Here is a 25765-nt window from a genome sequence, read left to right on the forward strand (position 1 = left end):
GGGCCGGTGGTCAGACGGTGACCGGCTCGCCTGCCGCCGCCGCGATCTCGGCCTCGGCGACGACACCGGTGACTCGGCGCAGCTTCTTCATCGGGCCCAGCTCGGAGTCGTAGACCTTCTTGACGCCGTCGCCCAGCGAGGCCTCGATCACGCGGATGTCGCGGACCAGGCGCTCCAGGCCCTGCGGCTCCACCGACGCGGCCTGGTCCGAGCCCCACATGGCGCGGTCCAGGGTGATGTGGCGCTCGACGAACGCGGCGCCGAGGGCGACGGCGGCCAGCGTGGTCTGCAGGCCGGTCTCGTGACCGGAGTAGCCGATCGGGACGTTCGGGTACTCCTGCTCCAGCGTGTTGATCACGCGGAGGTTCAGCTCGTCGGCCTTCGCCGGGTACGTCGACGTGGCGTGGCACATCAGGATGTTGTCCGAGCCGAGGACCTCGACCGCGTGGCGGATCTGCTTCGGGGTCGACATGCCCGTGGAGAGGATGACCGTGCGGCCCGTGGCGCGCAGGGCGCGCAGGAGTTCGTCGTCCGTCAGGGAGGCGGAGGCCACCTTGTGGGCGGGCAGGTCGAACTTCTCCAGGAAGGCGACGGCCTCGGTGTCCCACGGGGAGGCGAACCAGTCGATCCCCTTCTCCTTGCAGTACGCGTCGATCCGGCGGTACTCGTCCTCGCCGAACTCCACCCGGTGGCGGTAGTCGATGTAGGTCATCCGGCCCCAGGGGGTGTCGCGCTCGATGTCCCACTGGTCGCGCGGAGTGCAGATCTCCGGGGTGCGCTTCTGGAACTTGACCGCGTCGCAGCCGGCCGCGGCGGCCACGTCGATCAGCTTGAAGGCGTTCTCCAGCTCACCGTTGTGGTTGATGCCGATCTCGCCGCAGATGTAGACGGGCCGGCCGGGGCCGACCTCGCGCGAACCGAACGTGCGCAGACGGGAGTTGGTGCTCATGAGGGGGATGTCCTTACTTGGGGAGGGAATCGAGAGAGGGGCCGAGGATCCAGCTGGCGATCTCCCGGATCGCGCCGTCACCGCCGGGGACGGCGGTGACCGCGCGTGCGGCGCCGCGTACGACGTCGTGGGCGCTCGCGACCGCCACGGGCCAGCCGACGAGGGCGAAGCACGGCAGGTCGTTGACGTCGTTGCCGACGTAGAGCACGCGCTCCGGCGCGATGCCCTGCTCCTCGCACCACTGCTTCAGCGCGAGGTCCTTGCGGTCGATCCCGTGCAGCACGGGAAGCTTCAGCTTCCGGGCGCGGGCGGCGACCACCGGGTTCTGCTCCGTGGACAGGATCAGCATCTTCAGGCCGCTCCTGCGCAGGGCGGCGATGCCGAGTCCGTCGCCGCGGTGCACGGAGACGAACTCCCGTCCCTCGGAGTCGATCAGCACCCGGTCGTCGGTCTGGGTGCCGTCGAAGTCGAGGACGACCGCGTCGACGTCGTCGGCGGTCGGCAGCGATCCCGGGCGGTCCGCGTCGAAGAGCGGGGCCAGGGCGCGGGCGCGGGCCAGGTCGTGCGGGTCGTCGATCTCCAGCACGCGCGCGGGGTCGGTGCGCACCAGTTCCGTACGGCCGAAGAAGCGGTGCCGGTGCTTGCGGAAGCCGGCCGCGTCCATCGCGTAGGCGGCGCCGGTCTCCAGCAGGTCCTGCGGGCGGTCCTGGCGGCGGGGGCGGAAGGACTTGTCGTGGTTGACGCCGAAGCCGCCGTCGGGCGCGCCGGGGGTGTCCTCGCCGCTGCGCCAGATGAAGCCGTGGAACGGGGCCACGGTGACGGCGGTGTCCGCACCCTGCTCGGCGACCGCGCCGGCCACCCCGTCGATGTCCTCGCGGGCGAGGAACGGGCTGGTGCACTGCACGAGCAGGACCACGTCGACCGGGCTGCCGTGCAGCGCCTCGTGGGCCTCCATGGCGTGCAGCACGGCGGCCTCGGAGGTGGCCGTGTCCCCGGCGATGGCGGCGGGCCGCAGGACGACCTCGGCGCCGGCCTGCCGGGCGGCGGCCGCGATGGCCTGGTCGTCGGTGGAGACGACGACGTCGGTCACCAGCCGGGCCGCCCGGCACTCGCGCACCGCGCGCGCCACGAGCGGCACGCCGCCGACGGGGGCCAGGTTCTTGGCGGGCACGCCCTTGGAGCCGCCGCGCGCGGGGATCACCGCGAGCACTCGGCGCAGCGAAAGGCCTCGGCCCGCCTGCGGGTTGGACATGGAGTCTCCTTGGAAGGTCACAGCTCCCCCATCCGCCGGATCACGGGGGCCACGCGCTGTACGCCGTGGCGGTAGGCGCCGCGGGCGGCGCGGCGCACGATCTGGCGGACCGGGCCGGGTTCCTTGTCGGCGGCGGGCGCGCCGGGCAGCGGGGCGCCGTCGGGGCCGAGGTGGTGGCGGGCGAGGATGCCGGGGAGGTATCCGGGTGCCGTCTCGGGGGTGTAGTAGGGGTTCAGCGGGGGCAGGCCGCCGGGGCGGGCCAGCAGCGTGGCGATGCGTTCGCGGGCGGTGTCGAAGGCCGTCTCGTAGGAGCCGTCGGCGCGTACGCCCTGCCGGGCCACCCACTCCTCGTCCGGCACCGGCCGGTGCCCGGCGTCGAGCTGGTCCCAGGAGGCGAGGCAGCCGGAGCCGGTGAAGTGGTGGTTGCCGAGCACCTCGCGCACCCCGAGGTCGGTCAGCACGACCGTGGGGATACGGCGGTGCAGGGCCTCCAGGGCGGCCGTGGAGCTGACCGTGACCAGCAGGTCGGTGCGGTCCAGCACCTCGCCCATGTGGCCGTAGACCAGACGGAAGTTGGCGGGGACGTCCTTGCCCCGGGCCAGCTTCTGGTACGGCAGCTCCTCGATGTGGGTGGTGTGTTCGCCCGGCTTGGAGCGCAGCTTCAGCAGCACCTCGCGCTCGGGGTGCCTGCGCGCGTGCCCGATCAGGCGGCCCAGGAGGTAGGCGCGGTCCCTGCGGTTGTCGGGGACCGAGGGCTGGGCGGCGAAGACGACGGTGTACGGCTGCTGCTCGCCGGCGTACGGCGCCCCGCCGAGGAACGGCAGCGCGACCTCGGTGACCGCCGAGGCGTCCGCGCCCACACCCTCGTACACGGCCCGGAACCGGTCCGCGTCGTGGCGGGAGTTGGCGAGGACGAGGTCGGCGCCGTGCCGCAGCAGCAGGCCGTCGGCGAGCTTCTCGTAGACGACACCGACGTAGCCGGTGACCACCACGGGGCGCTCGCCCGTACCCCACGCGCCCCGCAGCCCGTGCAGCATCGCCTGTACGCCGCCGCCGACCAGCGCGAGCACGAGGACGTCGTACGACTCCCGGGCCATCGCGCGCAGGAACTCGACCCCGGTGACCTCGCTGAGCGAGTCCGCCCGGACGCCGACCTCCCCCAGCTGGCGGGCTGTCGGGGTGGCGCGCCCCCGCAGGAGGTAGCCGTCGAGCCGGATCCCGGCACCGGCGGGGGCGAGGCGCTGCGCGGTGAGCGCGCCCCACTTCCACCGGGTGTCGGAATCGGCGATGACGGCGACCCGCAGGGAGTTCGTAGCACTGGCTGGCACGCCGAAGACGCTAGGAAGCCATTCCGTTGTTCCGCCCAACCCGAATGCAACAAACGGTTAACAGCACATCGCCGAATGGGGAGTCGGGCCGTCATCTCGCCGGAATTAAACCCGGTTCACAGCTTCGCCACGTGTCGTTCACCCGGCATCAAGCAAAGCGTCAAGACGAATGACGGGCTTCCACCTAACGTCCCTGACGTGGTCAAGCTCTCCGTCATCGTGCCGTTCTACAACGTGCAGCAATACGCGCCCGACACGCTCAGGAGCCTGAAGGCGAACGCCCGGGAGGACTTCGAATTCATTCTCGTGGACGACTGTTCCCGCGACGGGACACCAGAGATTCTCGCGCGCGCGGAACGCGAGCTGCCCGGGGCGGTGCACGTCCGGCACGAGCGGAACGGGGGCCTGGCGACCGCGCGCAACACCGGGATCGACCGGGCGCGCGGTGAGTACCTGACCTTCCTGGACGGCGACGACTGGCTCGCCCCCGGCTACCTCACCCACCTGGTCGGGGCCATAGAGGAGTTGGGCTGCGATTTCCTGCGCACCGACCACGTGCAGTGCACCGCGCGCTCGCGCCAGGTGCACCGGGTGCCGGTCGGGCGGCGCGGTGTGGTGATGAACCCGCGCGAGGCGATACTGCCCGCCGACCGCTCGACGTCCGTGGACTACGCGTACGCGTGGGCCGGGGTCTACCACCGCCGGCTGGTGGACAGGGGGCTGCTGCACTTCACCGACGGGCTGCGCACGGCCGAGGACCGGCCGTGGATCTGGAAGCTGCACCGGGAGGCGGAATCCTTCGCCGCGGTCAGCCTGCTGGGGGTGTTCTACCGGCGCGGGGTCGCCTCGTCCCTCACCCAGATCGGCGATGTCCGGCAGCTGGATTTCATTCGCGCGTTCGACCAGGTCGTGACGGAAACCGCACAGGACGCGCAGGCGGACGAACTGCTGCCGAAGGCCGTCCGGACCTATTGCGCCATCATTTCCCATCATCTGGGTTCCATCGAAAGGTTCGAGCCGGCGGTGGCGAGGAAACTCAAATCCATGAGCGCGGCGGCCCTGCGGCGCATGCCGCAGGACGTGCTGGACGAGGCGCTGGACTCCATGGACATCCAGCGCGCCTCCAAGCTGCGCCGGGTGCGCCGCCGTCCCGCCCCCGCGGGAGCCGCCGCGTGACCACCCAGATCTTCCAGGCGTCGACGCTCTACGGCACGGCGACGCTCGCCGCCGCCCTGGACTCGGGCTGTTTCCGCCCGGCCGACCGGCGGATCCTGCTCGTCTGCAACAACTCCACCACGCCGGAGACGACGCCGGGCTTCGACCGGGCGCCCGGCTTCGAGAAGCTGCGCGACCGCTTCGACGACGTGATCTCGTACAACGAGACCATCTTCCCGTTCCACCCGGGCGGCTGGGCGCCCCGCGTGGACGACATGCCGCTGTGGGAACGCTTCCTGCGCCACGAGTGGCAACTGGGCGACGACGACGTGGCGTTGGCCGTCGAGTCGATCCAGGTCAACCCGTCCCTGGCGCTCGGACAGATCTTCACCGGCGCCCCGGTGACGGTCTACGCCGACGGCCTGATGAGCTACGGCCCCACGCGCAACAAGATCGACCCGCTGGTCGGCACCCGGGTGGACCGGGTGCTGCACCTGGACCTGGTGCCGGGCCTGAAGCCGCTGCTGCTCACCGAGTTCGGCGTCGAGGGCGAGATCGTGCCGACCCCCGCCTTCACCAAGGTGCTCGCCGAACTCGCGCCCGTGGCCGAGGAGTTGCCCGAGATCGAGGAGCCGGCGCTGCTGCTGGGCCAGTACCTGTCGGCGCTGGAGATCCTCACGCCCGAGCAGGAGGAGAGCCTGCATCTGCGGATGCTGCGGGGCGCGGCGGCGCTCGGGCACACCACGGTGGTGTTCAAGCCGCATCCGTCCGCGCCGGCGGGCTTCACCCGCTCCCTGGAGCGGGAGGCCGAGAAGCTCCAGGTCGAGCTGACCGTGCTCGCCACCCCGGTCCTCGCCGAGGTGCTGTACCAGCGGATGCGTCCCGCGCTGGTCGTCGGCTGCTTCTCCACCGCCCTGCTCACGGCGCAGGCGCTCTACGGCCTGCCGGTCGCCCGGATCGGCACCGAGCTGCTGCTGGAGCAGGTGACGCCGTACGAGAACAGCAACCGCGTCCCGGTCACGATCGTGGACGCGCTGCTGCCCGACCTGGGCGAGCCGGCAGCCGTGCGGGAGCAGCGCCGGGGCACGGACGTCGAGGCGCTCGGGGCGCTGGTGCGGGCGGTGGGCTTCGCGATGCAGCCGAAGATCCTGCCGAGGCTGCGCCCGGAGGCGGAGGCCTATCTGGCGGGGAACCTGCACCCGCGCACCCTGCGCTACTTCAAGCGCCGCCGGCTGACCTCCCTGGCCCTGCCCGGCGGGGTGCCGTCCCAGCTGGCCTTCATCCCCCGCAACGCCACCGTCCGCCGCGTGGCCCGCAAGGCCCGCAGCCTGCGCCGGGGCGCGCGGGGTTAGCGGCGTCGGCCCGCAGGTGAGTTCTCAGCAGCCGGTGCGCCGTCGGCGGGGCCGGCCGTGACATCGTTCCAGGAAGGAAACCGCACATGGCTGCTCCACCCTCCGGCCTCGCCGCCCCCGCGCCCGGTCCCCTGATCCCGCGTCCGGCCGGCGCCCCGCCCCGGTCCGCCGGGGGCGGCAGCCGCCTCATGGCGCTGGACGGCCTGCGGCTCGTGGCCGCGCTGATGGTCTGCCTCTACCACTACGCCGGACGCGGCGGCGCGGTCGCCGCGTCCTGGCACGCCAGCCCGGCGCACCTCTTCCCGACCCTGTCCAAGGCGGCCGTCTACGGCAACTTCGGGGTGCAGTTCTTCTTCGTCATCAGCGGCTTCGTGATCTGCATGAGCAGTTGGGGCCGCACCCTCGGGGACTTCTTCCGCTCGCGGGTGGCGCGGCTGTACCCCGCCTACTGGGTGGCCCTCGTCCTGGTCACCGGGGCGTCCGTGGTCATGCCCTACGTGGTCCACGCGGTCCGGCTGGACGAGTTCCTGGTCAACCTGACGATGCTCCAGCAGCCGACGGGGGCGAGGCGGGTCCTCGGCGTGTGCTGGACGCTCTGGGTCGAGCTGCGCTTCTACGTACTCTTCGCGCTCTTCGTCGTGGTGCGCGGGGTGACCTACCGCCGGGCGGTGCTGTTCGCCTGCCTGTGGACGCTGGCGGCCGTGCTGTGCCACAGCTCCAAGAACGAGCTGCTGAACCAGGTGGTCATGCCCGAGTACGCCCCGTTCTTCATCGGCGGTCTCGCGCTGTACCTGATCCACCGCTTCGGCAGCGACCTGCTCACCTGGGGCATCGTCGGGATGTCCTGGCTGCTGGCGCAGCGGGAGGCCACCGTCGGCCTGTGGGGGCACCACCCGCACCGCAACCCGTACGTCGTCATCGCGATCGTCACGGTCGCCTTCGCGGCCGTCGCCGTCGTGGCGCTCGGCTGGACGCGCCGGGCGGACTGGCGCTGGCTGGTCACGGCCGGCGCGCTGACGTACCCGTTCTACCTGGTCCACGAGCACCTGGGCTGGTTCGTCATCCGGGTGCTGCACCGGGGTCTGGGCCTCGGGCCGTGGCCGACGCTCGCGGTGACCGTGCTGGGCATGCTGGTGCTGGCCTGGCTGATCCACCGGTTCGTGGAGAGGCCGTTCGGGCCCCGGCTGAAGCGGGCCCTCAAGACGGTGCGTGTCCCGGCCGGCTGAGCCTGCGCGCCGGTCAGCCGATTCCGTACCGCGCCCCGATTCCCTCGATCACGACCGCCAGCCCCTCCTCGAACCGGCGGTCGTAGTCGTCGAAGAGCAGCTCGCCGGCCGCCGCCGCGAGCGGGAAGTCCGCGAGCCGCCGGGCCCGCTCCCCCACGTCGTACCCCTCCCGGCGCTCGCCCGGCATGGGCCGTACGCCCTGCTCCTCGGTGACGAAGCCGAGGGTGTACGCGCCCGCCGTCCGGACCGCGTCGACCGCCTGGGCGAGGGTGAACCCGGCGTCCGTCAGCAGCCGCAGGTTCGCCTCCAGGGCGGGCGCGTGTTCGGTGCCCGTGAAGCGTGAGCCGCTGTAGACCTTGGCGCCGTCGCGGTAGCCGAGCAGCGCCGCGCGCAGCGCGCGGCCCGTCCGCAGCAGCCGTTCCTGCCAGCTGTCGCCCGGATCGAGCGCCGTGTGCGCCACCATCCGCCGGTGCATCTCGGTCGCCATCTCGTCGAGCAGCGCCTGCTTGTCCTGGAAGTGCCAGTACAGGGCGGGCGCCTTGACGTCCAGCTCCCTGGCGATGGCACGCAGGGTCAGACCGTCCAGCCCGGTCTCGTTCAGCAGCCGCAGCGCCGTGTCGGCGACGCGGCGGCGGTCCAGGGGGGCGCGCTTCTCGGGGCTCACCCTTGACAGCTTAACAACGTTAAGGGCACGCTCATGGGCGAGGGAACTTAACAACGTTAAGGAGGATGGGATGGACGTCCTGATCGCGGGCGCGGGGCCGACCGGCCTCGCCCTCGGTGTCGACCTGGCCCGGCGCGGTGTGGCGGCGCTGGTGGTGGAGCGGGCCGACGGCCTGTTCCCCGGCTCGCGCGGCAAGGGGATCCAGCCGCGCACCCAGGAGGTCTTCGACGACCTGGGCGTGCTGGCCGCGATCCGCGCGGCGGGCGGGCCGTATCCGGACCGGCTGATCTGGAGGGACGGCGAGCGGGCCGGCGGGCAGCCGGTGTTCGACCGGATCGAGCCGGACGAGGGCACCCCGTACACCGAGCCGCTGATGGTCCCCCAGTGGCGCACCCAGGAGGTGCTGCACGCCCGGCTGCTGGAGCTGGGCGGGAAGGTCGCCTTCGGGCGCGAGGTGACGGGGGTCGGGCAGGACGCGGACGGGGCGGACGTGATGTTCGCCGACGGCACGGCGGTGCGCGCGCGGTACGTCGTCGCGGCCGACGGCGGGCGCTCGGCGGTCCGGCGGGCGCTGGGCGTCGGGATGACCGGCGAGAGCGTGGACCCGGCGCCGTTCGTGGTGGCGGACGTCACGCTGCGGGGCCTGGACCGCCGGCACTGGCACATGTTCCCGAAGGACGACGGCACGGCCGTGGGCCTGTGCCCGCTGGCCGGCACCGACGACTTCCAGCTCCAGGCCCGCCTCGCGCCGGGCACGGCACCCGACCTGTCCCCGGCCGGCATCCGCGCCCTGGTCGCCGCGTACACCCACCTGGACGCCGCCGACGTGACGGACCTGCGCTGGGCGTCCGGCTTCCGCCCCCGTGCCGCCCTGGCCGACCGCTTCCGCGTGGGCCGGGTCCTCCTCGCCGGCGACGCGGCCCACGTCCACTCACCGGCCGGCGGCCAGGGCCTGAACACCAGCGTCCAGGACGCCTGCAACCTGGGCTGGAAGCTGGGCGCGGTGCTGTGCGACGGCGCCCCGGACTCCCTGCTGGACAGCTACGAGGAGGAGCGCCGGGCGAACGCGGCGGCCATGCTGGAGCTGTCCACCGGGGTGCACCGCGGCGAGGTGCGGCGCGGCCGGGCGACGGTCCAACTCGCCCTCGGCTACCGGGAGTCGAGCATCACCGAGGAGACCCGCCGCGACCCGGCCGGGGTGCGGGCCGGCGACCGCGCTCCCGACGGCACGGTGGGCGGCGTACGGCTCTTCGACGCGTTCAGGGGGCCGCACTGGACGCTGCTGGGCGCGGACGCCCCGGTCGCCGGGGTGCGCGCGCTCCCCGCCGCCCCGCGGTCGTACGGGCCGGGCGTGTTCCTGGTCCGGCCCGACGGCTATGTGGGCTGGGCGGGCGAGACGGCGGAGGGACTGCCCGCCTATCTCTCCCGGGTCGGTCTCGGCGCGGCTACGAGCCGGCCAGCGACAGTTTGACCGCGAACCCGAGGAACAGCGCCCCCGCCGCCGACGTGGCCGTGGCCGACAGCCGCTTGCGGCGGCGGAACGCGGCCGCAAGTCTCGTGCCGCCGAATATCAGTGTGCTCAGGTACAGGAAGCTGGCCAGCTGGCCGAGGGCGCCGAGGATGGCGAAGGAGAGGGCCGGATAGGCGTAGCCGGGGTCGACGAACTGCACGAAGAAGGCGACGAAGAACAGGATCGCCTTGGGGTTGAAGAGGCTGACGACGAGGGCCCGGCGGAAGGGCCGCTCCTCGGATTCCCGCGCGGGCGCCGCCGCCTCGGCCACGGTCCGCTCCCGCCGCGTCCGCCACAACTGCCAGGCCGAGCGCAGCATCCCGACCGCCAGCCAGGTCAGGTATCCGGCGCCGGCGTACTTCACGACCCCGAACAGCACGGCGTTCGCCTTCAGCAGCGAGGCGACGCCGGCGGCCGACAGCGTCATCAGCACGGTGTCCCCGCAGAACACGCCCGCCGCGGCGGTGTACCCGGCCCGCACCCCGCGCCGGGCGGCGACGGACAGCACGTACAACGAGTTGGGACCGGGCAGCACCACGATCAGGGCGAGGCCTGCCAGGTAGGTGGGGAGATCGATGACGCCGAACATGGAAAGGAGTGTCGCACGCGGGTACGACAACCGGGTGAGACGTCCCTCGGCCTCAGAAGACGTCGCTGGGCTCGTACCTCCCCCACACCTCCCGCAGCGCGTCGCACACCTCGCCCACCGTGGCCCGCGCCCGCAGCGCCTCCTTCATCGGGTACAGCACGTTGTCCTCGCCCCCGGCCGCCTTCTTCAGCGCGGCCAGCGCCGAGTCCACCGCCCCCCGGTCGCGCTCCGCCCGCAGCCGCGCCAGCCGCTGCGCCTGCCGGGCCTCGATGGCCGGGTCCACCCGCAGCGGCGTGTACGGCTCCTCCTCGTCCAGCCGGAACCGGTTGACGCCCACGACCACCCGCTCGCCGGAGTCGGTCTCCTGCGCGATGCGGTAGGCGTTCCGCTCGATCTCGGCCTTCTGGAAGCCCCGCTCGATCCCGGCCACCGCGCCGCCGAGGTCCTCGACCCGCCGCATCAGCGCGACGGCCGCCTCCTCGACGTCGTCGGTCATCCGCTCCACCGCGTACGACCCCGCGAACGGGTCCACCGTCGCCGTCACGTCCGTCTCGTACGCCAGCACCTGCTGCGTGCGCAGCGCCAGCCGTGCGCTCTTGTCCGTCGGCAGCGCGATCGCCTCGTCGAAGGAGTTGGTGTGCAGCGACTGCGTCCCGCCGAGCACCGCGCCCAGGGCCTGGACGGCGACCCGGACCAGGTTCACCTCGGGCTGCTGCGCGGTCAGCTGGACCCCGGCCGTCTGCGTGTGGAAGCGCAGGCTCAGCGACTTGGGGTTCCGCGCCCCGAACTCCTCCCGCATCACCCGCGCCCAGATCCTGCGCGCCGCGCGGAACTTGGCGATCTCCTCCAGCAGCGTCGTGCGCGCCACGAAGAAGAAGGACAGCCGGGGCGCGAAGTCGTCCACGTCCATACCCGCCGCGACCGCCGTGCGGACGTACTCGATGCCGTCGGCGAGCGTGAACGCGATCTCCTGCACGGGCGAGGCGCCCGCCTCGGCCATGTGGTAGCCGGAGATCGAGATCGTGTTCCACCTCGGGATCTCGGCGGTGCAGTACCTGAAGATGTCGGCGGTCAGCCGGAGCGACGGCTTGGGCGGGAAGATGTAGGTGCCGCGCGCGATGTACTCCTTCAGCACGTCGTTCTGGACCGTGCCGGTCAGCCGGTCCGCCGGGACCCCCTGTTCCTCGGCCACCAGCTGGTAGAGGAGGAGCAGCAGGGCGGCCGGGGCGTTGATCGTCATCGACGTGGAGACCTGGTCCAGCGGGATGCCGTCGAGCAGCACCCGCATGTCCTCGACCGAGTCGACCGCCACGCCGACCTTGCCGACCTCGCCGTGCGCGAGGGGCGCGTCGGAGTCGTGGCCCATCTGGGTGGGCAGGTCGAAGGCGACGGACAGGCCGGTGGTGCCGTGCTCGATCAGCTGCCGGTAGCGGGCGTTGGACTCGGCGGCCGTGCCGAAACCGGCGTACTGGCGCATGGTCCAGGGGCGGCCGGTGTACATGGTCGGGTAGACCCCCCGCGTGAACGGATACCCGCCCGGATCGCCCAGCTTGCGCGCCGGGTCCCAGCCGGTCAGCTCGCCCGGACCGTAGACCGGCTCGATGGGCAGGCCCGACTCCGACTCGCGTGCCATGGATGCCTCCGCAGGACGTGTGGTCTCCCCCCACCATGCCCCGGAGTTCGGCGGCGGTCACGCGGGGAAGCATCCCCGGCATGAGGATCAGGGGCCCGCTCGCCGCCGTACTCGTCTCCTGCGCCGCCCTCGCCGGCTGCACCGTCCGGCCGGTGGCCGGCGCCGGCGGGCCCGGCCTCGGGAGCGACGCCCGCCCGCCGGCGAGCCGGAGCCCGGGCACCACCCGCCCGCCCTCGGCCCCGGCCGTCGTACCGGCCTCCCGCGTCCTGTGGGCACGCGGCGACAGCGGGCCCGGCGTACGGGAACTCCAGGCCCGGCTGCGCCAGCTGGACTGGCTGTTCGACGGGCCGACGGGGTCGTACGACGATCTCACCGAGCGGGCGGTCGAGGGCTTCCAGGGCAAGCGCGGCCTGCCCCGGACCGGCCGGACGGACACCGTCACCTGGCAGCGGCTGGTGGCGATGACGCACCGGCCCGGCGAGTGGGAGCTGTACCTGATGGGCGGTCAGCCGGCCGGGCCACCCGACCCGCGCTGTCTGACCGGCCGGGTGCTGTGCATCGACAAGACCACCCGGACGCTGCGCTGGATGGTCGGCGGCCGGACGGTGTCGGCCATGCCGGTGCGGTTCGGCACGCAGTACACCCCGACCCGCGAGGGCGTCTTCCACGTCCGCTTCAAGGCCCGGACCTGGACGTCCACGCTCTACCACTCACCGATGCCGTACGCGATGTTCTTCAGCGGGGGTCAGGCGGTGCACTACTCCTACGACTTCGCGGCGCGCGGCTACGCGGGCGGCTCGCACGGCTGCGTGAACGTCCGCGACGAGGCGGCGATCCAGCGGCTGTTCGCGCAGGTGCGGGTGGGCGACACGGTCGTCGTCCACTGGTAGGCACACGGGGGAGGGAAGACGGGCGCGGGCGGGACCGGGGGAACGTGTCCCGCCCGCGCCGGGTGCACGAGCCGTGGGTACGGGGGGAACCCCGGCTCAGTGCGACGGCCGATGACCAGTCGGCTCACTCTGTACTGCGTCGCGGGCCCCGGAAACGTCACACCTCGCGCCGAAAAATTTCTGCCGACCGAGAAACCGCAGGTCAGCTTGGGTGCGGCAAGGGCAGCTCAGGAGCCGGCGGGAGTGGGGCCACGGCGCCGTGGAGCCGGTCGCCGCCGTGGCGGCCGCCGGTACCGCCGCCGGGGCCGAGGTGACCGCCGCTGCCGGAGTGGTCGCCGTCGTCACCGCCCTTGCCGTTCCCGTTTCCCTGGCCGTTGCCGTTCCCCCGGCCGTCGCCCTTGCCCGGGTGCTGTCCCCGGCCGGCGCCTTCGTCACCGGCACCGCCCCCGTCGCCGCCGAGCAGGCCGCCCGAGCCGGAGTCGCCGGGAGCGAGGATCACCTTGCAGAAGCGGCCGACGCGGGAGGAGCCGCCCGCCAGATCCTCCAGCGCGCGCAGCCGGCCCGAGTCCGGCGCCCCGCCGTCGCGGATGTCCCGGCAGAGCCCGGCCAGGTCCTGCCCACGGCTGTCCGGCGTGCTGGTGCTCGGGCCGGGGTCGGGGCTCGCCCCGCGGTCCGCTCCGGTGGCCGGGCCGGAGGCACCGCCCGAGCCGCCGGGCACGCCCGAGCCGGAGCCCGAGGGGGCCGACGGCGAGACCGACGCGAGCGGTGAGCCGGAGTTCTGCCCGGTCGACACGGAGGCGGCGGGGTCGGGCTGGTCGCTGCCGAGCGAGGGCAGCACCCCGCTCCCGACGGCCATGGCGACCCCGCCGAGCAGTCCCACGCTCACACCCGCGGCCAGCGCCAGGCGGGCCGGGCGGGCCCAGCGGGGGCGGCGCGGACGGCCGCCCGGGATTCCGGTACGGGCCGTGCGGGCGGGCGCGCCGATGCGGACCAGGCCCGCGTCGGCGGGCGGGACGGCCGCGCCGGAGCGCCGGCCGGGGGCGTCCTCGACGGCGGTCCGCTCGGCCCCGGCGGACTCGCGGGCCTTGCGGAACGCGGCCAGGGCGGCCTGTTCGCCGGGGAGTTCACCGGTGGCCGGGGCCGCCTGCGCGGACAGCGCGCCGAGCACCTCGGAAAGACGTTCTGCCCGGTCACGGGCGGAGGCGTCGACGGCTTCCAGCGACTCACCGCGCAGCAGACGTTCCGCCGTCTCACGGTTCAGCCACTTGTCCTGCTCGTCGGCCATCACATGTCCTTCTGCGTCCGCGTTCGCGTGTGCGTCACAGTTGCGGACGACACCGCGCCGCGGCGCGGTTCTCGCTGGGGTGGGAGCGCGTCGAGGGCGCCCGCGGATTCCGGATCCTGGCCGAGCAGCTCCGCGAGCCGCTTCAGGCCTCGGTGCGCCGCGGTGCGTACGGCACCGGCGCGTTTGCCGAGTGTCTCGGCGGCGGTCTTGGCGTCGAGGCCGACCACCACGCGCAGCACGACCGCCTCGGCCTGGTCCTGCGGGAGCCGCGCGATGAGGGAGAGGGCGCTGTCGGTGGCCAGGGCCTCGATGGCCTCGCCCGCGGTGTCGGACTCGGCGGCCCGACCGGTCAGTTCCGTCTCGTCACCGCCTATCGCGGGGCGGCGGCCGCGCATCCGTATGTGGTCCAGGGCGCGGTTGCGGGCGATCCGGGCGGCCCAGCCGCGGAAGCGGTCGGCGTCTCCGCTGAACCGGTCCAGGTCGCGGGCGATCTGCAGCCAGGCCTCCGACGCGACGTCCTCTGCGTCCGGATCACCGACCAGCGTGCGGACGTATCCGAGCAGCCGCGGATGCACGGCGCGGTACACCGTACGAAATGCGGCCTCGTCCCCGTCCTGTGCCTTACGCACCGCGGCGGTCAGCTCCGCGTCGTCCCCCAGCACCGTACTCCCTTTACGCCTGGTTCCCGGTCGGCGCGAAAGGCACGTTACGGCGTGAAACCTCTCCTCGTCCACGTCTGTCGACAGTCTGTAGACGATGCAACCCACTCGTGACCGGGCCGGGAACCGCGCGGGCTCCGGACCGGCGGTCTCGGGGTGTGACAGAAAACGCACGCACGGCGCTGAAGGGAGTACGGGCCGTGCGCGGCCCGTCCGCGCGACGGCCGGGGCCTCTCCTGTGGGGGGTGGCGGCCCCGGCCGTTGCCCCGGCGGACCGCTGGTCGCGCCGGCTTCAGATGCCGTCGGCCTCTCCCGCACCCGGCACGCCCAGTTGCCGCGCGAGTCGTTTCAGCCCCCGGTGCGCGGCCGTCCGCACGGCGCCGGGCCGTTTGCCGAGGACGCGGGCGGCGGCGGGGCCGTCCAGGCCGACGACGACCCGCAGCAGCACGGCCTCCGCCTGGTCGCGGGGCAGATCCCGGACCAGTGCGAGGGCCCGCTCGGTGGACAGGGACTCCAGCGCCTGCTCATGGGTGCTGTGCGGGCCGGGCAACTGGAGCAGTTCCGCATCGGGCGCGCCCGCCCGGGGTCGTACGCGCTGTCTGCGCAGGTGGTCCAGGGCGCGGTGGCGGGCGATGGCGGCGGTCCAGCCGCGAAAGCCCGCGCCGTCGCCCCGGAACCGCCCCAGGTCCCGGGCGATCTCCAGCCAGGCGTCCGAGGCCACGTCCTCCGCGTCGTCGCCGACGATGCCGCGCAGGTAGCCGAGCAGTCCGGGCTGGACGATGCGGTACGCGGCGGCGAAGGCCGCCTCGTCCCCCTCCTGCGCCCGCGCGACGGCCTCTGCCAGCTCGCCGTCGTTCCCCGGCCGGCGCCGGCGTTCCCCTCCGTGGCCCAAGAACCGTCCTCGTCCGTACGAACACGCACCCCCAGCGACATCAGCGTCAGGGCTCACAGAAATGTCACAGTCCCGATCGCCCTCCCGGGCCTGGCACGATGACGCCGTCACCGGGCGGTCACGGCGGACCCGCGGCCGACCGACGGCGTGTCGCGGCACTTCCGGCGGGACCTCCGGCCGACCCGGCGCCGGCGGCCCGGGGTCAGTGCGGGGTGGTCGCGTCGCGGCACAGCAGGCGCAGCGAGCCGTGGCCGCCGTAGGCGCGGCGGGCCTCGTCGATGGGGTCCCACATCCGGCCGTCGGGGGTGCGCAGCCAGTGCTCGCCGGCGCTCGCCCACCACTCGGCTCCGGTCTGGCGGACGATCACCTCGCCGGCGTAGGCGCCGAAGCCGCGCAGAACGCTCTGCACGGCGGCGAACGGCGGACCCTCGCGGCGGATGTCGTCGATCATCCGGTCCACCCGCCACAGGCTCTGCGCCGAGTAGTCGAGCCGTACCCGGGCGCCCTCGCGCGCCATCGCCACGGTGTCGGCCGCCCACCGCGCCGGCTTCGCCGCGGCGTGCGGCCGGGTCTGCTGCTGTGCTGTCACGTCCTGGGCTGTCACATAGGGAAGAGCGGCCCGGACGGGTCGGGCGTCACCGCGTTTCGCGCCATCTCGCCGACTGTCGCAGGATCGCCCCGGGTCCACCCCAGGGTGCTCACAGGATCGCCGCGTCCGCGGGATCCGGGCACCGCCCCGCCGGGGACCGGGGCATGCCGCCGCCGGGCCCGGACACCGCCGGCCCGTCGGCACCGCGGGACCATGACGCACGGCGGACCCCGGCACCGTCAGCCCGGCCCTCGCCCCGCGCGCCGGACGCCCCCGGCCCCCGCGAGGGCCGGACGCCGTCCGGCCCTACGGCGTGCTCCGCGCCCGCCGCGACACCACCGCGCGCAGCACCCGGCGTCCCTCCACCGAGACGTCGAGCGCGCCGCGCAGGCCGTGGGTGCCGTGTTCGGCGAGGAGGTCCAGAACCGTGCGCTGGCGGCGCAGTTCGGCGGCGACGAGCGGCGGCAGGTGCTCCGTGTCGCCCGCGCGCCCGGCGTCGAGCCCCGCGCCGCCCGCCGTGCCGTCCACCGCGGGGTCGAGCAGCCGGTGGATCCGCAGCGAGGCGACCGAGCAGGCGTCGGCCCAGGGCCGTACCGTGTCGGTGGTGCGCGCGGCCGGGGCGGCGTCCAGCATGCGCCGGGCCAGCCGGGCGGCCTCGTCGTCGTCGGAGTTCGCGATCGCGACACCGCCCCGGGCCCGCTCCAGGCTCGCGCCCCAGTCGGAGCCGTCGGCGAGACTCGCCCACAGTGGCCGCAGCAGCTCGTCGTCGGCACCGAGCAGCGGAAGGCACCGGTCCAAACAAGCCAACCCGCTGGCGGCCAGCCCTCGTTCGTCGGCTTGAGCGATCTGTTCCACCAGGCTCATCAATGTCTCCCTCGACGCCAGGGCGCCGACCGGTACGGAGCCCGCACTTCCCCTTACTGCGTCCGGGCCCCTCCGGGTGTCACAGGGAGCGCCGCCTCAGCCCAGCTTGGCCGAAAGCCGCTGGAAGTCCGCCCAGGACAGCGAGGGCTTGCCCGGGTCCCAGAGCTTCTGCACGGTCGCCCGCAGCGGCAGCCGGATGCCCGCCGCGATCTGTGCCTCGGTCTGTGCGTTCGGGAAGTCGCACCACACCGCGAACGACCCGCCGAGGATCTGCCCGTCGTAGCGCGCCGGTACGGCACTCGTGCCGCGCAGCACCAGCGGGTTCCACTGCTCGTAGATCCGCTGCCCGGTCGGGTAGACGAAGGTCTGCGGCTGGCCGAGGACGTAGTAGAGGAACTCGTCGTTGTAGTTGATGACCTTCCGGCCCGCGCCCAGGTAGTCCGTCGGCGGCCGGGCGCCCAGCTCCTTGCCGGTCCAGTAGGCGACCTGGAGGTCCTTGGCCGGCTGCACGGACGTGCCGCGGAAGAAGCCGTCGTTCCAGACGCGGATGGTCCGGCCGTGGGCGCGGACGGTGCCGGCGCGGTCGTTGAGCCAGCCGGTGGCCAGGTCGGCGACCGTGCCGCCGGAGCCGTACGCCTTGCGCGCGGCGGCCGCGAGCTGCGGGTACGAGGCCTGCGGGTCCTTCACGGTCAGCGCCTGGTACTCGTCGCCGCCGAGGTGCCACTGGCCGCCGGTGAACAGGCCCGCGTACTCGTTCAGCAGGTCGTCGACGATCTTGGCGGAGGCGGGCTTGGAGATGTCGATCGCGCCCTTCGTCGCCACTCCGCTCGCGTTGCGCAGCTGCAGGTCGGGGTGGGCGGCGAGGACGGCGCCCAGGTGCCCCGGCGAGTCGATCTCGGGGACGACGGTGATGTGCCGGCTGCCGGCCAGGTCCACGATGTTCTTGACCTGCGCCTTGGTCAGGTGGACCTTGGAGACGATCTCGGGGTGGCTGCTGGACTCGATCCGGAAGGCCTGGTCGTCGGAGAAGTGCAGCCCCAGCTCGTTGAACTTCAGGTCCCCCAGCTCGCGTATCCGGTCCTCGATCCAGGTCTCGGAGAACGGCTTGCGCGCGATGTCCAGCATGAAGGAGCGCACCGGCTTGGCCGGCCCGTCCCGCACGACCCCCTCCGGGGCCGTCCCCCCGCCGTGGACCTCCTGCTTCAGCGTCCGGGTGCCGTAGAACACCCCGGCCGCGCCCGGCCCGCTGATGTCCACCCGTCCGCCGTGGACGGCCAGGGTGTACGACTCCTGGTTCCCTCCCCCGCCGCCCAGCGCCAGCCGGACGTCCCCCGCCCGTGCGTCGCTTCGCTGCCCGGCGTAGGAGAGCCCGAGTTCCCCGGCTATCAGCCGGCCGGTGTCGGCCAGCCGCGCGTCGGCGATCACCACCCGGTCGCCCCTGCGCGGCTGCCAGCCCGGCCCGCGCGCCGCGGTGAAGGCGCGCACCGCGGGTATCGTCCGCGGCGCCTGCGACAGCGGATAGGACCGGCTCGGCGAGGGACTCGCCGCGGAGGCGGCGGCCGACCCGCCCGTGTCGGCACCGGTCACCCTGCCGGACGACGAGGTCCACACCCCGACACCCGCGCCGAGCGCGACGGTCCCGACGAACGCGGCGGCCACGACCGCCCGCTTGCGTATCACCTGCTGCGCCGATTCCCGGCGCTTGTGCTGGGTCACCCTGCCAACGTACGACCGTTCGCGCGCCCACTCGTCATCCAGACGTTCCGAAACTCTTCCGTCCGAGTGAATTTCAAGCACCACAGGGACACAGAGTGACCACTCTCGATAACCTGACGACACACCTTTCACAGCATCGCCAGCCACACCTCCCCGTGACGCGAGGACCCACGCTGCCCGCCCACTCTCCCCCCTCCCTCCCCAGACCCCTCGACGCCTTCAACGCGACCCAGGCCGACGAGGCCCACGCGCTGCTGCTGCGCTGCCTGCACAGCCCGCGCTGGGCCCGGAGGGTCGCCGACCACCGCCCCTACCCCGACCTCGGCGCCCTCCTGGCCGCGGCGGACGAGGCGGCGTACGACCTGCCGCCGGCGGATCTGGCGGAGGCGCTGGCGGGAGAGTCGCTGCTGGAGCTGCCCGAGAACACCTACTCCGCCGCCTCCATGGCCCTCGGCGCCGCCCACGCCGCCTACGAGGCCCGATTCGGACACGCGTTCGTCATCTGTCTGGGCGGCACCCCGCCGGCCGAGGCCGTCGACCACGCCCTCGAAGCGATCCGGTCACGATTGGCGAACGATCCGGAGGAGGAGCGCGTGGTGGCGGCGGAGGAACTCCGGCGCCTCGCACGAGAACGGCTCGGAACACTCCTCGGGGACGCCGGGCACCGCGCGACCAGCCCGAACGCGCCCGCGATCGGCAAATGACAGCACGTCTCCTCCCCCATCCGGTGCCACTTTGATCACACCGGTAGGCCCCCCGTAAGCAGCACCGCGCCGCATGGATACCATGCAGAGGGCCGGTGGACCGTACCCGGCCGGGCCCGACCGACAGTGAAGCCGGCGCGGCCCTAGTCCCCGCTCCCGGAGGGTTCTTCCGTGCCGGCTGGAACGCTGTACCGCGGCCGGGAAGGAATGTGGTCCTGGGTGGCTCACCGAGTCACCGGCGTCCTCATCTTCTTCTTCCTGTTCGTCCACGTGCTCGACACCGCTCTCGTGCGTGTCTCCCCCGAGGACTACGACAAGGTCGTAGCCACGTACAAGACGCCGATCGTCGCGTTTCTCGAATACGGCCTCGTCGCCGCCATCCTCTTCCACGCGCTCAACGGCCTGCGGGTCATCGCCGTCGACTTCTGGTCGAAGGGCCCGCGCTACCAGAAGCAGATGTTCTGGACCGTGATGGGTGTCTGGATCGTCCTGATGGTCGGCGCGATCTACCCCGTGCTCGGCCACGCCGCTCGTGTCGTCTTCGGGAGCTGACGCCTGATGTCCACGACTGAAACCACCGCGGCCGGCGTCGGCCCCGTCGAGGGCGCCCCGGTCTACACCGTCGACAACCCGGCCCCGCTGATCGAGGCCCCGCGCAAGCGCACGAAGAAGACCCCGAAGTCGACCCGGGGCAACTTCGAGCTGGCCGCCTGGCTGTTCATGCGGCTGTCCGGCATCGTGCTGGTCGTCCTGGTCCTCGGCCACCTGCTGATCCAGCTCGTGCTGGACGGCGGCGTCTCCAAGGTCGGCTTCGCCTTCGTGGCGGGCCGCTGGGCGAGCCCCTTCTGGCAGGTCTGGGACCTCCTCATGCTCTGGCTCGCCATGCTGCACGGCGCCAACGGCCTGCGCACGGTCATCAACGACTACGCGGAGCGTGCCGCCTCCCGTATGTGGCTGAAGGCTCTGCTCTACACCGCCACGGTGTTCACCATCCTGCTGGGCACGCTGGTGATCTTCACCTTCGACCCGAACATCCGCTAGGCACGGGGCTGCGAGAAACATGAAGATCCACAAGTACGACACCGTCATCGTCGGCGCCGGTGGCGCGGGCATGCGCGCCGCCATCGAGGCGACGAAGCGCAGCCGCACCGCCGTGCTGACCAAGCTCTACCCGACCCGCTCCCACACGGGCGCCGCGCAGGGCGGTATGGCCGCCGCGCTCGCCAACGTGGAGGAGGACAACTGGGAGTGGCACACCTTCGACACGGTCAAGGGCGGTGACTACCTGGTCGACCAGGACGCCGCCGAGATCCTGGCGAAGGAGGCCATCGACGCCGTCCTCGACCTGGAGAAGATGGGCCTGCCGTTCAACCGCACCAAGAACGGCACCATCGACCAGCGCCGCTTCGGCGGTCACAGCCGCAACCACGGCGAGGCACCGGTCCGCCGGTCCTGCTACGCCGCGGACCGCACCGGCCACATGATCCTCCAGACGCTGTACCAGAACTGCGTCAAGGAGGGCGTGGAGTTCTTCAACGAGTTCTACGTCCTGGACCAGCTGATCACCGAGGTCGACGGCGTCAAGAAGTCCGCCGGTGTCGTGGCCTACGAGCTGGCCACCGGTGAGATCCACGTCTTCCAGGCGAAGTCGGTCATCTACGCCTCCGGCGGCACCGGCAAGTTCTTCAAGGTGACCTCCAACGCGCACACCCTGACCGGTGACGGCCAGGCCGCGTGCTACCGGCGGGGCATCCCGCTGGAGGACATGGAGTTCTTCCAGTTCCACCCGACCGGCATCTGGCGCATGGGCATCCTGCTGACGGAGGGCGCCCGCGGTGAGGGCGGCATCCTCCGCAACAAGGACGGCGAGCGCTTCATGGAGAAGTACGCGCCGGTGATGAAGGACCTGGCGTCGCGCGACGTCGTGTCCCGTTCGATCTACACGGAGATCCGCGAGGGCCGCGGCTGCGGTCCCGAGGGCGACCACGTCTACCTCGACCTGACGCACCTGCCGCCGGAGCAGCTGGACGCCAAGCTGCCGGACATCACCGAGTTCGCGCGGACCTACCTCGGCATCGAGCCGTACACGGACCCGATCCCGATCCAGCCGACCGCGCACTACGCGATGGGCGGCATCCCGACGAACGTCGAGGGTGAGGTCCTCGCGGACAACACCACCGTCGTCCCGGGTCTGTACGCCGCCGGCGAGGTCGCCTGTGTCTCCGTGCACGGCGCCAACCGCCTCGGCACCAACTCGCTGCTGGACATCAACGTCTTCGGCCGCCGCGCGGGCATCGCCGCCGCCGAGTACGCCCACAAGGCGGACTTCGTGGAGCTGCCGGAGAACCCGGAGGCGTTCGTCGTCGAGCAGATCGAGCGGCTGCGCGACTCCACCGGCACCGAGCGGGTGGCCACGCTCCGCAGGGAGCTGCAGGAGACCATGGACGCCAACGTCATGGTGTTCCGCACCGAGCAGACGATCAAGACGGCCGTCGAGAAGATCGCCGAGCTGCGCGAGCGCTACAAGAACGTGGCGATCCAGGACAAGGGCAAGCGGTTCAACACGGACCTGCTGGAGGCCATCGAGCTGGGCAACCTGCTCGACCTGGCCGAGGTCATGGCCGTCTCCGCCCTGGCCCGCAAGGAGTCCCGCGGCGGTCACTACCGCGAGGACTACCCGAACCGCGACGACGTCAACTTCATGCGCCACACCATGGCGTACCGCGAGGTGGGCGACGACGGCGCCGAGTCCATCCGTCTCGACTACAAGCCGGTCGTCCAGACCCGCTACCAGCCGATGGAGCGTAAGTACTGATGGCAACCCCTGTTCTGGACAAGGCGGACGCGGCCGGGCAGCCCGAGCCGGGATTCGCCGACTCCCCCTACATCACCGTCACCTTCCGGGTCCGCCGGTTCAACCCGGAGGTCTCGGGCGAGGCGACCTGGGAAGACTTCCAGCTGGAGATCGACCCGAAGGAGCGCGTCCTCGACGGCCTCCACAAGATCAAGTGGGACGTCGACGGCACCCTCACCTTCCGCCGCTCGTGCGCGCACGGCATCTGCGGCTCGGACGCGATGCGGATCAACGGCAAGAACCGCCTTGCCTGCAAGACGCTGATCAAGGACATCAACCCCGAGAAGCCGATCACGATCGAGCCCATCAAGGGCCTGACGGTCCTGAAGGACCTGGTCGTGGACATGGAGCCGTTCTTCCAGGCGTACCGGGACGTCATGCCGTTCCTGGTCACCAAGGACACGAACGAGCCGACCCGCGAGCGGCTGCAGTCGGCCGAGGACCGCGAGCGCTTCGACGACACGACGAAGTGCATCCTCTGCGCGGCCTGCACCTCCTCCTGCCCGGTGTTCTGGAACGACGGCCAGTACTTCGGTCCGGCCGCGATCGTGAACGCCCACCGCTTCATCTTCGACAGCCGTGACGAGGCGGGCGAGCAGCGCCTGGAGATCCTCAACGACCGCGACGGCGTGTGGCGTTGCCGCACGACCTTCAACTGCACGGACGCCTGCCCGCGCGGTATCGAGGTCACGAAGGCGATCCAGGAAGTGAAGCGCGCGCTGATCACGCGCCGCTACTGATCACTGCCCGGCTTGGTGCCGGCGAGGGCCCCGTTTCCCACCCGGAAGCGGGGCCCTCGGGCGTTTTGGTCGGGTTTCCCCGTTTGCGGGTTCTAATCTGACGTCATGTCAGACGATGAGTCGTACGAGCTGCTCGGCTTCGACAACGTGCTGCTGCCCGTCGGTGACCTCGCGGAGGCCGTCGGGTTCTACGAGCGGGCCGGGTTCGTCGTGGGATTCCGGTTCGACGAGGCCGGGATCGCGCTGCTGAGGGTCGGCGGGGAGACACCGGGCATCCTGCTGCGCGTCGAGGAGGCGCTGGCCCCCCGGACGCCGCCGTGGCCGTCCCCGCGGGTCTGGCTGGAGGTGCCGGACGCGCGGGCGGCGGCGCGGAAGCTGGCCGCCGCCGGGATCCCGCCCTTGGACGAGGCGTTGCGGACGGCCACCGGATGGACCGTGGAGATCGCCGACCCCTGGGGAAACGTGCTGGGCTTCACGGACTACCGCAAGCGTCCGGAGCTGGGCCGCAGGGGCTGAGAAGAGCCCCGCGGAGCACTGGCTAGGCTCTTTACCGTGCCCGCGATGAACGACGGCCCCGATGCGGCCGGCTCCCCCAGCAGCAAGTCCGAGCAGACCCGTGCGCTGATCCTTCAGACCGCGATGCGGTTGTTCCAGGAGCGCGGGTACGACAAGACCACCATGCGGGCCATCGCCAAGGAGGCCGGGGTCTCCGTCGGCAACGCCTACTACTACTTCGAGGGCAAGGAACACCTGATCCAGGGCTTCTACGACCGGATCGCCACCGAGCAGCAGGCGGCGGTCCGGGAGGTCCTGGACCGGGAGACCACGCTGGAGGCGCGGCTCGCCGGTGTGCTGACCGTGTGGCTCGACATCGCCCGGCCGTACCACGAGTTCGCCGTGCAGTTCTTCAAGAACGCCGCCGACCCCGACAGCCCGCTGAGCCCCTTCTCGCCGGAGAGCGCGCCCGCCCGCGAGCAGGCCATCGCCATCCACCGGGAGGTGCTGGCCGGGTCGAGGTCCCGGGTTCCGGCCGAACTGCGGGACGTGCTGCCGGAGTTGATGTGGCTCGCGCAGATGGGGCTCGTGCTGTACTGGATCTTCGACCGGACCGAGGGGCGCGAGCGCAGTTACCGGCTGGCCCGGCGCGGGGCCCGGCTGACCGCGCGGGGCGTGGCGCTCGCACGGTTCCGGATGCTGCGGCCCCTGGTCCTGGAGATCCATGAGCTGTTCACGGACTTCCTGCCCGGGATGACCCGGGCGCTGCCGGACCCGCGGGCGAGGGCCGAGCGGCGTTCGGCGAAGGGCGAGGACGGCTGATCAGATCCAGTTCAGGCGCCACAGGCGGAACACGCCCGTGCCGTCGTCCAGGTACTGGCCGCCGCCGATGTCCTCGGTGCTCACCACGTACTCCTTGCGCTGCCACAGCGGGATCAGCGGAACGTCCTGGGCGACGTCCCCCTGGATGTCCCTGAAGTCGTTCACCGCCTGGCTGCGGTCGGCGTACTGCCGGCTGTCCTGGATGAGATGGTCGACCGCCTTGTTGCTGTAGCCGGTGCTCATCGTGGAGCCGGAGCCGACGAGGGCGGCGCCGAAGGTGTCCGGGTCGGGGTAGTCGGCCACCCAGCCGACCGACCACGCGTCCATCTTCCCGGCGGCCCAGCGCTTTTGGAAGTCGGTCCACTCATAGCCCTTGACGTCCACCTGGAACAGGCCGCTCGTCTCCAGCTGCCGCTTGAGCTGGGCGGCCTCCTCCGCGCCCGCGCCGTGCCCGATGCCGTAGCCGAAGGTGAAGCGCACCGGCAGGCTCACCCCGGCCTCGGTGAGCAGTGCGCGGGCCTTGGCCGCGTTCTGCGTCGGGTAGTCGTCGAAGAAGGACGTGGTGTGGCCGGTGATGCCGGCCGGGATCAGCGAGTACAGCGGGTCGACCGTGCCCTGGTACACCGCCGCGGCCAGCTGCTCGCGGTTGACCAGCCAGGCCATCGCGCGGCGCACCCGTACGTCGTGCAGCGGGGAGCCGGCGCGGGTGTTGAGGTACAGGTTGCGGGTCTCGGAGCTGTCGGACTCGGTGACGCGCTTGTTGGGGTCGCTCGGGTTCAGCTGGGCGAGCACGTTCGGCGACAGGGTCCGGGTGGCGACGTCGATCCGGCCGCCCTTCCAGGCGCTGTCGAGCTTCGCCGAGTCGGTGTAGTAGCGCAGGTCGACCGGGCGGCCGGTGCCGCCGATGTCGCCCTTGTAGCGCGTGTTGGGCTTCAGCTCGGCCCTGTCGTCCTTGGTGTACGACGTCAGCGTGTACGGGCCGGTGCCGTCGACCGAGGTGCCCGGGCGCAGGGAGTCCGCCGGGTAGGTGTCCTTGTCGACGATCGACCCGGCGCCGGTGGCGACCTTCAGCGGCCAGGTGGCGTCCGCCGAGGACAGGTGGAAGGTGACGGTGGTGGCGTTGTCGGCGGTCACCGAGGCGAGCGTGGCGAACAGCGACGCCGGGCCGGTGTCGGAGTTGATCTTCTTGACCCGGTCGAAGGAGTACTTCACGTCCTCGGCGGTCATCGTCCGGCCGCTCGGGAAGGTGATCCCGTCGCGCAGCGTGCACTGGTACGTCGTCAGGCCCGCGCCCTGGAAGGCGCAGGCCTTCGCCGCGTCCGGGACCGGGGTGACCCCGCCCGGCTCGAACGTCAGCAGCGACTGGAAGACGTTGCTGAACAAGGCCCAGGAACCGGCGTCGTAGGCACCGGCCGGGTCGAGGTTCGTGACGGCGTCGGTCGTGCCGACCGTGATCGTCTTGTTCTTGTTCTGCTGCGACGGCAGCAGTTGCCAGCCGCCGATTCCCACGACCGCGAGCACGAGCAGCGTCACGAGAATGCGCATGCGAACAGATCGCATGGATGGTGCCCTCCCCAGGCCCCGTACAGGCCCTACC

Annotated in this window: 25 protein-coding genes; 12 read left to right on the plus strand and 13 right to left on the minus strand. The window is 72.2% G+C overall.

Annotated features, from left to right (window positions below; genetic code table 11):
• Positions 1 to 10 precede the first annotated feature (10 nt).
• The 3 genes from ACZ60X_RS28845 to ACZ60X_RS28855 are packed head-to-tail and all read right to left on the minus strand — an operon-like array spanning position 11 to position 3529.
• Positions 11 to 949 (minus strand): N-acetylneuraminate synthase family protein, encoded by a 939-nt coding sequence (locus ACZ60X_RS28845; protein ID WP_469604456.1) that lies wholly within the window; start codon positions 947 to 949, stop codon positions 11 to 13.
• Between the two features lie 13 nt (positions 950 to 962).
• Complete coding sequence (locus tag ACZ60X_RS28850) at positions 963 to 2201, minus strand: cytidylyltransferase domain-containing protein (protein ID WP_469604459.1); 1239 nt, start codon at positions 2199 to 2201, stop codon at positions 963 to 965.
• A 17-nt stretch (positions 2202 to 2218) separates the two neighbouring features.
• A complete protein-coding gene (locus ACZ60X_RS28855; RefSeq protein ID WP_469604462.1) occupies positions 2219 to 3529 on the minus strand; it encodes a DUF6716 putative glycosyltransferase in 1311 nt (436 codons plus the stop codon).
• A gap of 198 nt (positions 3530 to 3727) precedes the next feature.
• On the opposite strand from ACZ60X_RS28855, the gene ACZ60X_RS28860 reads away from it, so the two are divergent.
• From ACZ60X_RS28860 to ACZ60X_RS28870, 3 genes are all read left to right on the plus strand, one after another.
• Entirely contained in the window at positions 3728 to 4705 is a 978-nt protein-coding gene (locus ACZ60X_RS28860; RefSeq protein ID WP_469604466.1) for a glycosyltransferase family 2 protein, read from the plus strand.
• Positions 4702 to 6036, plus strand: coding sequence for a polysialyltransferase family glycosyltransferase (locus tag ACZ60X_RS28865; protein ID WP_469604469.1), 1335 nt, complete (start codon positions 4702 to 4704; stop codon positions 6034 to 6036). The genes ACZ60X_RS28860 and ACZ60X_RS28865 overlap by 4 nt, the downstream gene beginning before the upstream one ends.
• 86 nt (positions 6037 to 6122) lie before the next feature.
• On the plus strand, positions 6123 to 7262 hold the full coding sequence (locus tag ACZ60X_RS28870; RefSeq protein ID WP_469604471.1) for an acyltransferase family protein: 1140 nt from the start codon (positions 6123 to 6125) through the stop codon (positions 7260 to 7262).
• Between the two features lie 13 nt (positions 7263 to 7275).
• Here the strand turns inward: ACZ60X_RS28870 and ACZ60X_RS28875 are convergent, their stop codons facing one another.
• Positions 7276 to 7926 carry a TetR/AcrR family transcriptional regulator C-terminal domain-containing protein gene (locus ACZ60X_RS28875; protein ID WP_469604474.1) on the minus strand — a complete coding sequence of 217 codons (651 nt, stop codon included), beginning with the start codon at positions 7924 to 7926 and terminating at the stop codon, positions 7276 to 7278.
• 70 nt (positions 7927 to 7996) lie between these two features.
• Here ACZ60X_RS28875 and ACZ60X_RS28880 point away from each other — a divergent pair, with 70 nt between their 5' ends.
• A complete protein-coding gene (locus ACZ60X_RS28880) occupies positions 7997 to 9397 on the plus strand; it encodes an FAD-dependent monooxygenase (RefSeq protein ID WP_469604477.1) in 1401 nt (466 codons plus the stop codon).
• On the opposite strand, the gene leuE is transcribed toward ACZ60X_RS28880, so the two are convergent.
• Entirely contained in the window at positions 9372 to 10025 is a 654-nt protein-coding gene (gene leuE / locus ACZ60X_RS28885) for a leucine efflux protein LeuE (protein WP_469604480.1), read from the minus strand. The genes ACZ60X_RS28880 and leuE overlap by 26 nt on opposite strands.
• Before the next feature lie 52 nt (positions 10026 to 10077).
• Positions 10078 to 11658, minus strand: a complete 1581-nt coding sequence (locus ACZ60X_RS28890) for an acyl-CoA mutase large subunit family protein (protein WP_469604483.1) — start codon at positions 11656 to 11658, stop codon at positions 10078 to 10080.
• A gap of 80 nt (positions 11659 to 11738) precedes the next feature.
• Between ACZ60X_RS28890 and ACZ60X_RS28895 the strand changes: the two genes are divergently transcribed.
• Positions 11739 to 12548, plus strand: a complete 810-nt coding sequence (locus ACZ60X_RS28895; protein ID WP_469604486.1) for a L,D-transpeptidase family protein — start codon at positions 11739 to 11741, stop codon at positions 12546 to 12548.
• Between the two features lie 202 nt (positions 12549 to 12750).
• On the opposite strand, the gene ACZ60X_RS28900 is transcribed toward ACZ60X_RS28895, so the two are convergent.
• The 6 genes from ACZ60X_RS28900 to ACZ60X_RS28925 form a co-directional block, all read right to left on the minus strand.
• The gene (locus ACZ60X_RS28900; protein ID WP_469604489.1) at positions 12751 to 13833 is read right to left on the minus strand and encodes a hypothetical protein; all 1083 of its coding nucleotides are present in this window, start codon (positions 13831 to 13833) and stop codon (positions 12751 to 12753) included.
• Complete coding sequence (locus ACZ60X_RS28905; RefSeq protein ID WP_469604492.1) at positions 13833 to 14495, minus strand: RNA polymerase sigma factor; 663 nt, start codon at positions 14493 to 14495, stop codon at positions 13833 to 13835. The genes ACZ60X_RS28900 and ACZ60X_RS28905 overlap by 1 nt, the downstream gene beginning before the upstream one ends.
• 289 nt (positions 14496 to 14784) lie before the next feature.
• Positions 14785 to 15384, minus strand: coding sequence for an RNA polymerase sigma factor (locus ACZ60X_RS28910; protein WP_469604495.1), 600 nt, complete (start codon positions 15382 to 15384; stop codon positions 14785 to 14787).
• A 202-nt stretch (positions 15385 to 15586) separates the two neighbouring features.
• On the minus strand, positions 15587 to 15973 hold the full coding sequence (locus ACZ60X_RS28915; protein WP_469604498.1) for a hypothetical protein: 387 nt from the start codon (positions 15971 to 15973) through the stop codon (positions 15587 to 15589).
• Positions 15974 to 16279: 306 nt separating this feature from the next.
• Positions 16280 to 16837 (minus strand): hypothetical protein, encoded by a 558-nt coding sequence (locus ACZ60X_RS28920; RefSeq protein WP_469604500.1) that lies wholly within the window; start codon positions 16835 to 16837, stop codon positions 16280 to 16282.
• A 96-nt stretch (positions 16838 to 16933) separates the two neighbouring features.
• Positions 16934 to 18517, minus strand: coding sequence for a beta-N-acetylhexosaminidase (locus ACZ60X_RS28925; RefSeq protein ID WP_469604911.1), 1584 nt, complete (start codon positions 18515 to 18517; stop codon positions 16934 to 16936).
• 191 nt (positions 18518 to 18708) lie between these two features.
• On the opposite strand from ACZ60X_RS28925, the gene ACZ60X_RS28930 reads away from it, so the two are divergent.
• From ACZ60X_RS28930 to ACZ60X_RS28960, 7 genes are all read left to right on the plus strand, one after another.
• Positions 18709 to 19257, plus strand: a complete 549-nt coding sequence (locus ACZ60X_RS28930; RefSeq protein ID WP_469604503.1) for a 2-oxo-4-hydroxy-4-carboxy-5-ureidoimidazoline decarboxylase — start codon at positions 18709 to 18711, stop codon at positions 19255 to 19257.
• 171 nt (positions 19258 to 19428) lie between these two features.
• The gene (sdhC, locus tag ACZ60X_RS28935; RefSeq protein ID WP_469604505.1) at positions 19429 to 19809 is read left to right on the plus strand and encodes a succinate dehydrogenase, cytochrome b556 subunit; all 381 of its coding nucleotides are present in this window, start codon (positions 19429 to 19431) and stop codon (positions 19807 to 19809) included.
• Between the two features lie 6 nt (positions 19810 to 19815).
• Positions 19816 to 20298, plus strand: a complete 483-nt coding sequence (locus ACZ60X_RS28940; RefSeq protein ID WP_469604508.1) for a succinate dehydrogenase hydrophobic membrane anchor subunit — start codon at positions 19816 to 19818, stop codon at positions 20296 to 20298.
• Between the two features lie 19 nt (positions 20299 to 20317).
• Positions 20318 to 22072, plus strand: a complete 1755-nt coding sequence (sdhA, locus tag ACZ60X_RS28945) for a succinate dehydrogenase flavoprotein subunit (RefSeq protein ID WP_469604512.1) — start codon at positions 20318 to 20320, stop codon at positions 22070 to 22072.
• On the plus strand, positions 22072 to 22851 hold the full coding sequence (locus ACZ60X_RS28950; RefSeq protein ID WP_469604515.1) for a succinate dehydrogenase iron-sulfur subunit: 780 nt from the start codon (positions 22072 to 22074) through the stop codon (positions 22849 to 22851). The genes sdhA and ACZ60X_RS28950 overlap by 1 nt, the downstream gene beginning before the upstream one ends.
• Positions 22852 to 22956: 105 nt before the next feature.
• The gene (locus ACZ60X_RS28955) at positions 22957 to 23367 is read left to right on the plus strand and encodes a VOC family protein (protein WP_469604518.1); all 411 of its coding nucleotides are present in this window, start codon (positions 22957 to 22959) and stop codon (positions 23365 to 23367) included.
• A 36-nt stretch (positions 23368 to 23403) separates the two neighbouring features.
• A complete protein-coding gene (locus ACZ60X_RS28960) occupies positions 23404 to 24168 on the plus strand; it encodes a TetR family transcriptional regulator (protein ID WP_469604521.1) in 765 nt (254 codons plus the stop codon).
• Here the strand turns inward: ACZ60X_RS28960 and ACZ60X_RS28965 are convergent, their stop codons facing one another.
• Positions 24169 to 25713, minus strand: a complete 1545-nt coding sequence (locus ACZ60X_RS28965; RefSeq protein ID WP_469604524.1) for an ABC transporter substrate-binding protein — start codon at positions 25711 to 25713, stop codon at positions 24169 to 24171.
• Positions 25714 to 25765 lie beyond the last annotated feature (52 nt).

The sequence above is a fragment of the Streptomyces sp. NPDC104106 genome, from assembly GCF_055584345.1.

What these genes read in the sequence shown, in the direction of transcription:
- ACZ60X_RS28870 (WP_469604471.1), top strand. Translation starts at nt 6,123, where the DNA reads ATGGCTGCTCCACCCTCCGGCCTCGCCGCCCCCGCGCCCGGTCCCCTG.
- ACZ60X_RS28955 (WP_469604518.1), top strand. Translation starts at nt 22,957, where the DNA reads ATGTCAGACGATGAGTCGTACGAGCTGCTCGGCTTCGACAACGTGCTG.
- ACZ60X_RS28845 (WP_469604456.1), bottom strand. Translation starts at nt 949, where the DNA reads ATGAGCACCAACTCCCGTCTGCGCACGTTCGGTTCGCGCGAGGTCGGC.
- ACZ60X_RS28900 (WP_469604489.1), bottom strand. Translation starts at nt 13,833, where the DNA reads ATGGCCGACGAGCAGGACAAGTGGCTGAACCGTGAGACGGCGGAACGT.
- ACZ60X_RS28940 (WP_469604508.1), top strand. Translation starts at nt 19,816, where the DNA reads ATGTCCACGACTGAAACCACCGCGGCCGGCGTCGGCCCCGTCGAGGGC.
- leuE (WP_469604480.1), bottom strand. Translation starts at nt 10,025, where the DNA reads ATGTTCGGCGTCATCGATCTCCCCACCTACCTGGCAGGCCTCGCCCTG.
- ACZ60X_RS28850 (WP_469604459.1), bottom strand. Translation starts at nt 2,201, where the DNA reads ATGTCCAACCCGCAGGCGGGCCGAGGCCTTTCGCTGCGCCGAGTGCTC.
- ACZ60X_RS28895 (WP_469604486.1), top strand. Translation starts at nt 11,739, where the DNA reads ATGAGGATCAGGGGCCCGCTCGCCGCCGTACTCGTCTCCTGCGCCGCC.
- ACZ60X_RS28950 (WP_469604515.1), top strand. Translation starts at nt 22,072, where the DNA reads ATGGCAACCCCTGTTCTGGACAAGGCGGACGCGGCCGGGCAGCCCGAG.
- ACZ60X_RS28965 (WP_469604524.1), bottom strand. Translation starts at nt 25,713, where the DNA reads ATGCGCATTCTCGTGACGCTGCTCGTGCTCGCGGTCGTGGGAATCGGC.
- sdhA (WP_469604512.1), top strand. Translation starts at nt 20,318, where the DNA reads ATGAAGATCCACAAGTACGACACCGTCATCGTCGGCGCCGGTGGCGCG.
- ACZ60X_RS28890 (WP_469604483.1), bottom strand. Translation starts at nt 11,658, where the DNA reads ATGGCACGCGAGTCGGAGTCGGGCCTGCCCATCGAGCCGGTCTACGGT.
- ACZ60X_RS28880 (WP_469604477.1), top strand. Translation starts at nt 7,997, where the DNA reads ATGGACGTCCTGATCGCGGGCGCGGGGCCGACCGGCCTCGCCCTCGGT.
- ACZ60X_RS28920 (WP_469604500.1), bottom strand. Translation starts at nt 16,837, where the DNA reads ATGAGCCTGGTGGAACAGATCGCTCAAGCCGACGAACGAGGGCTGGCC.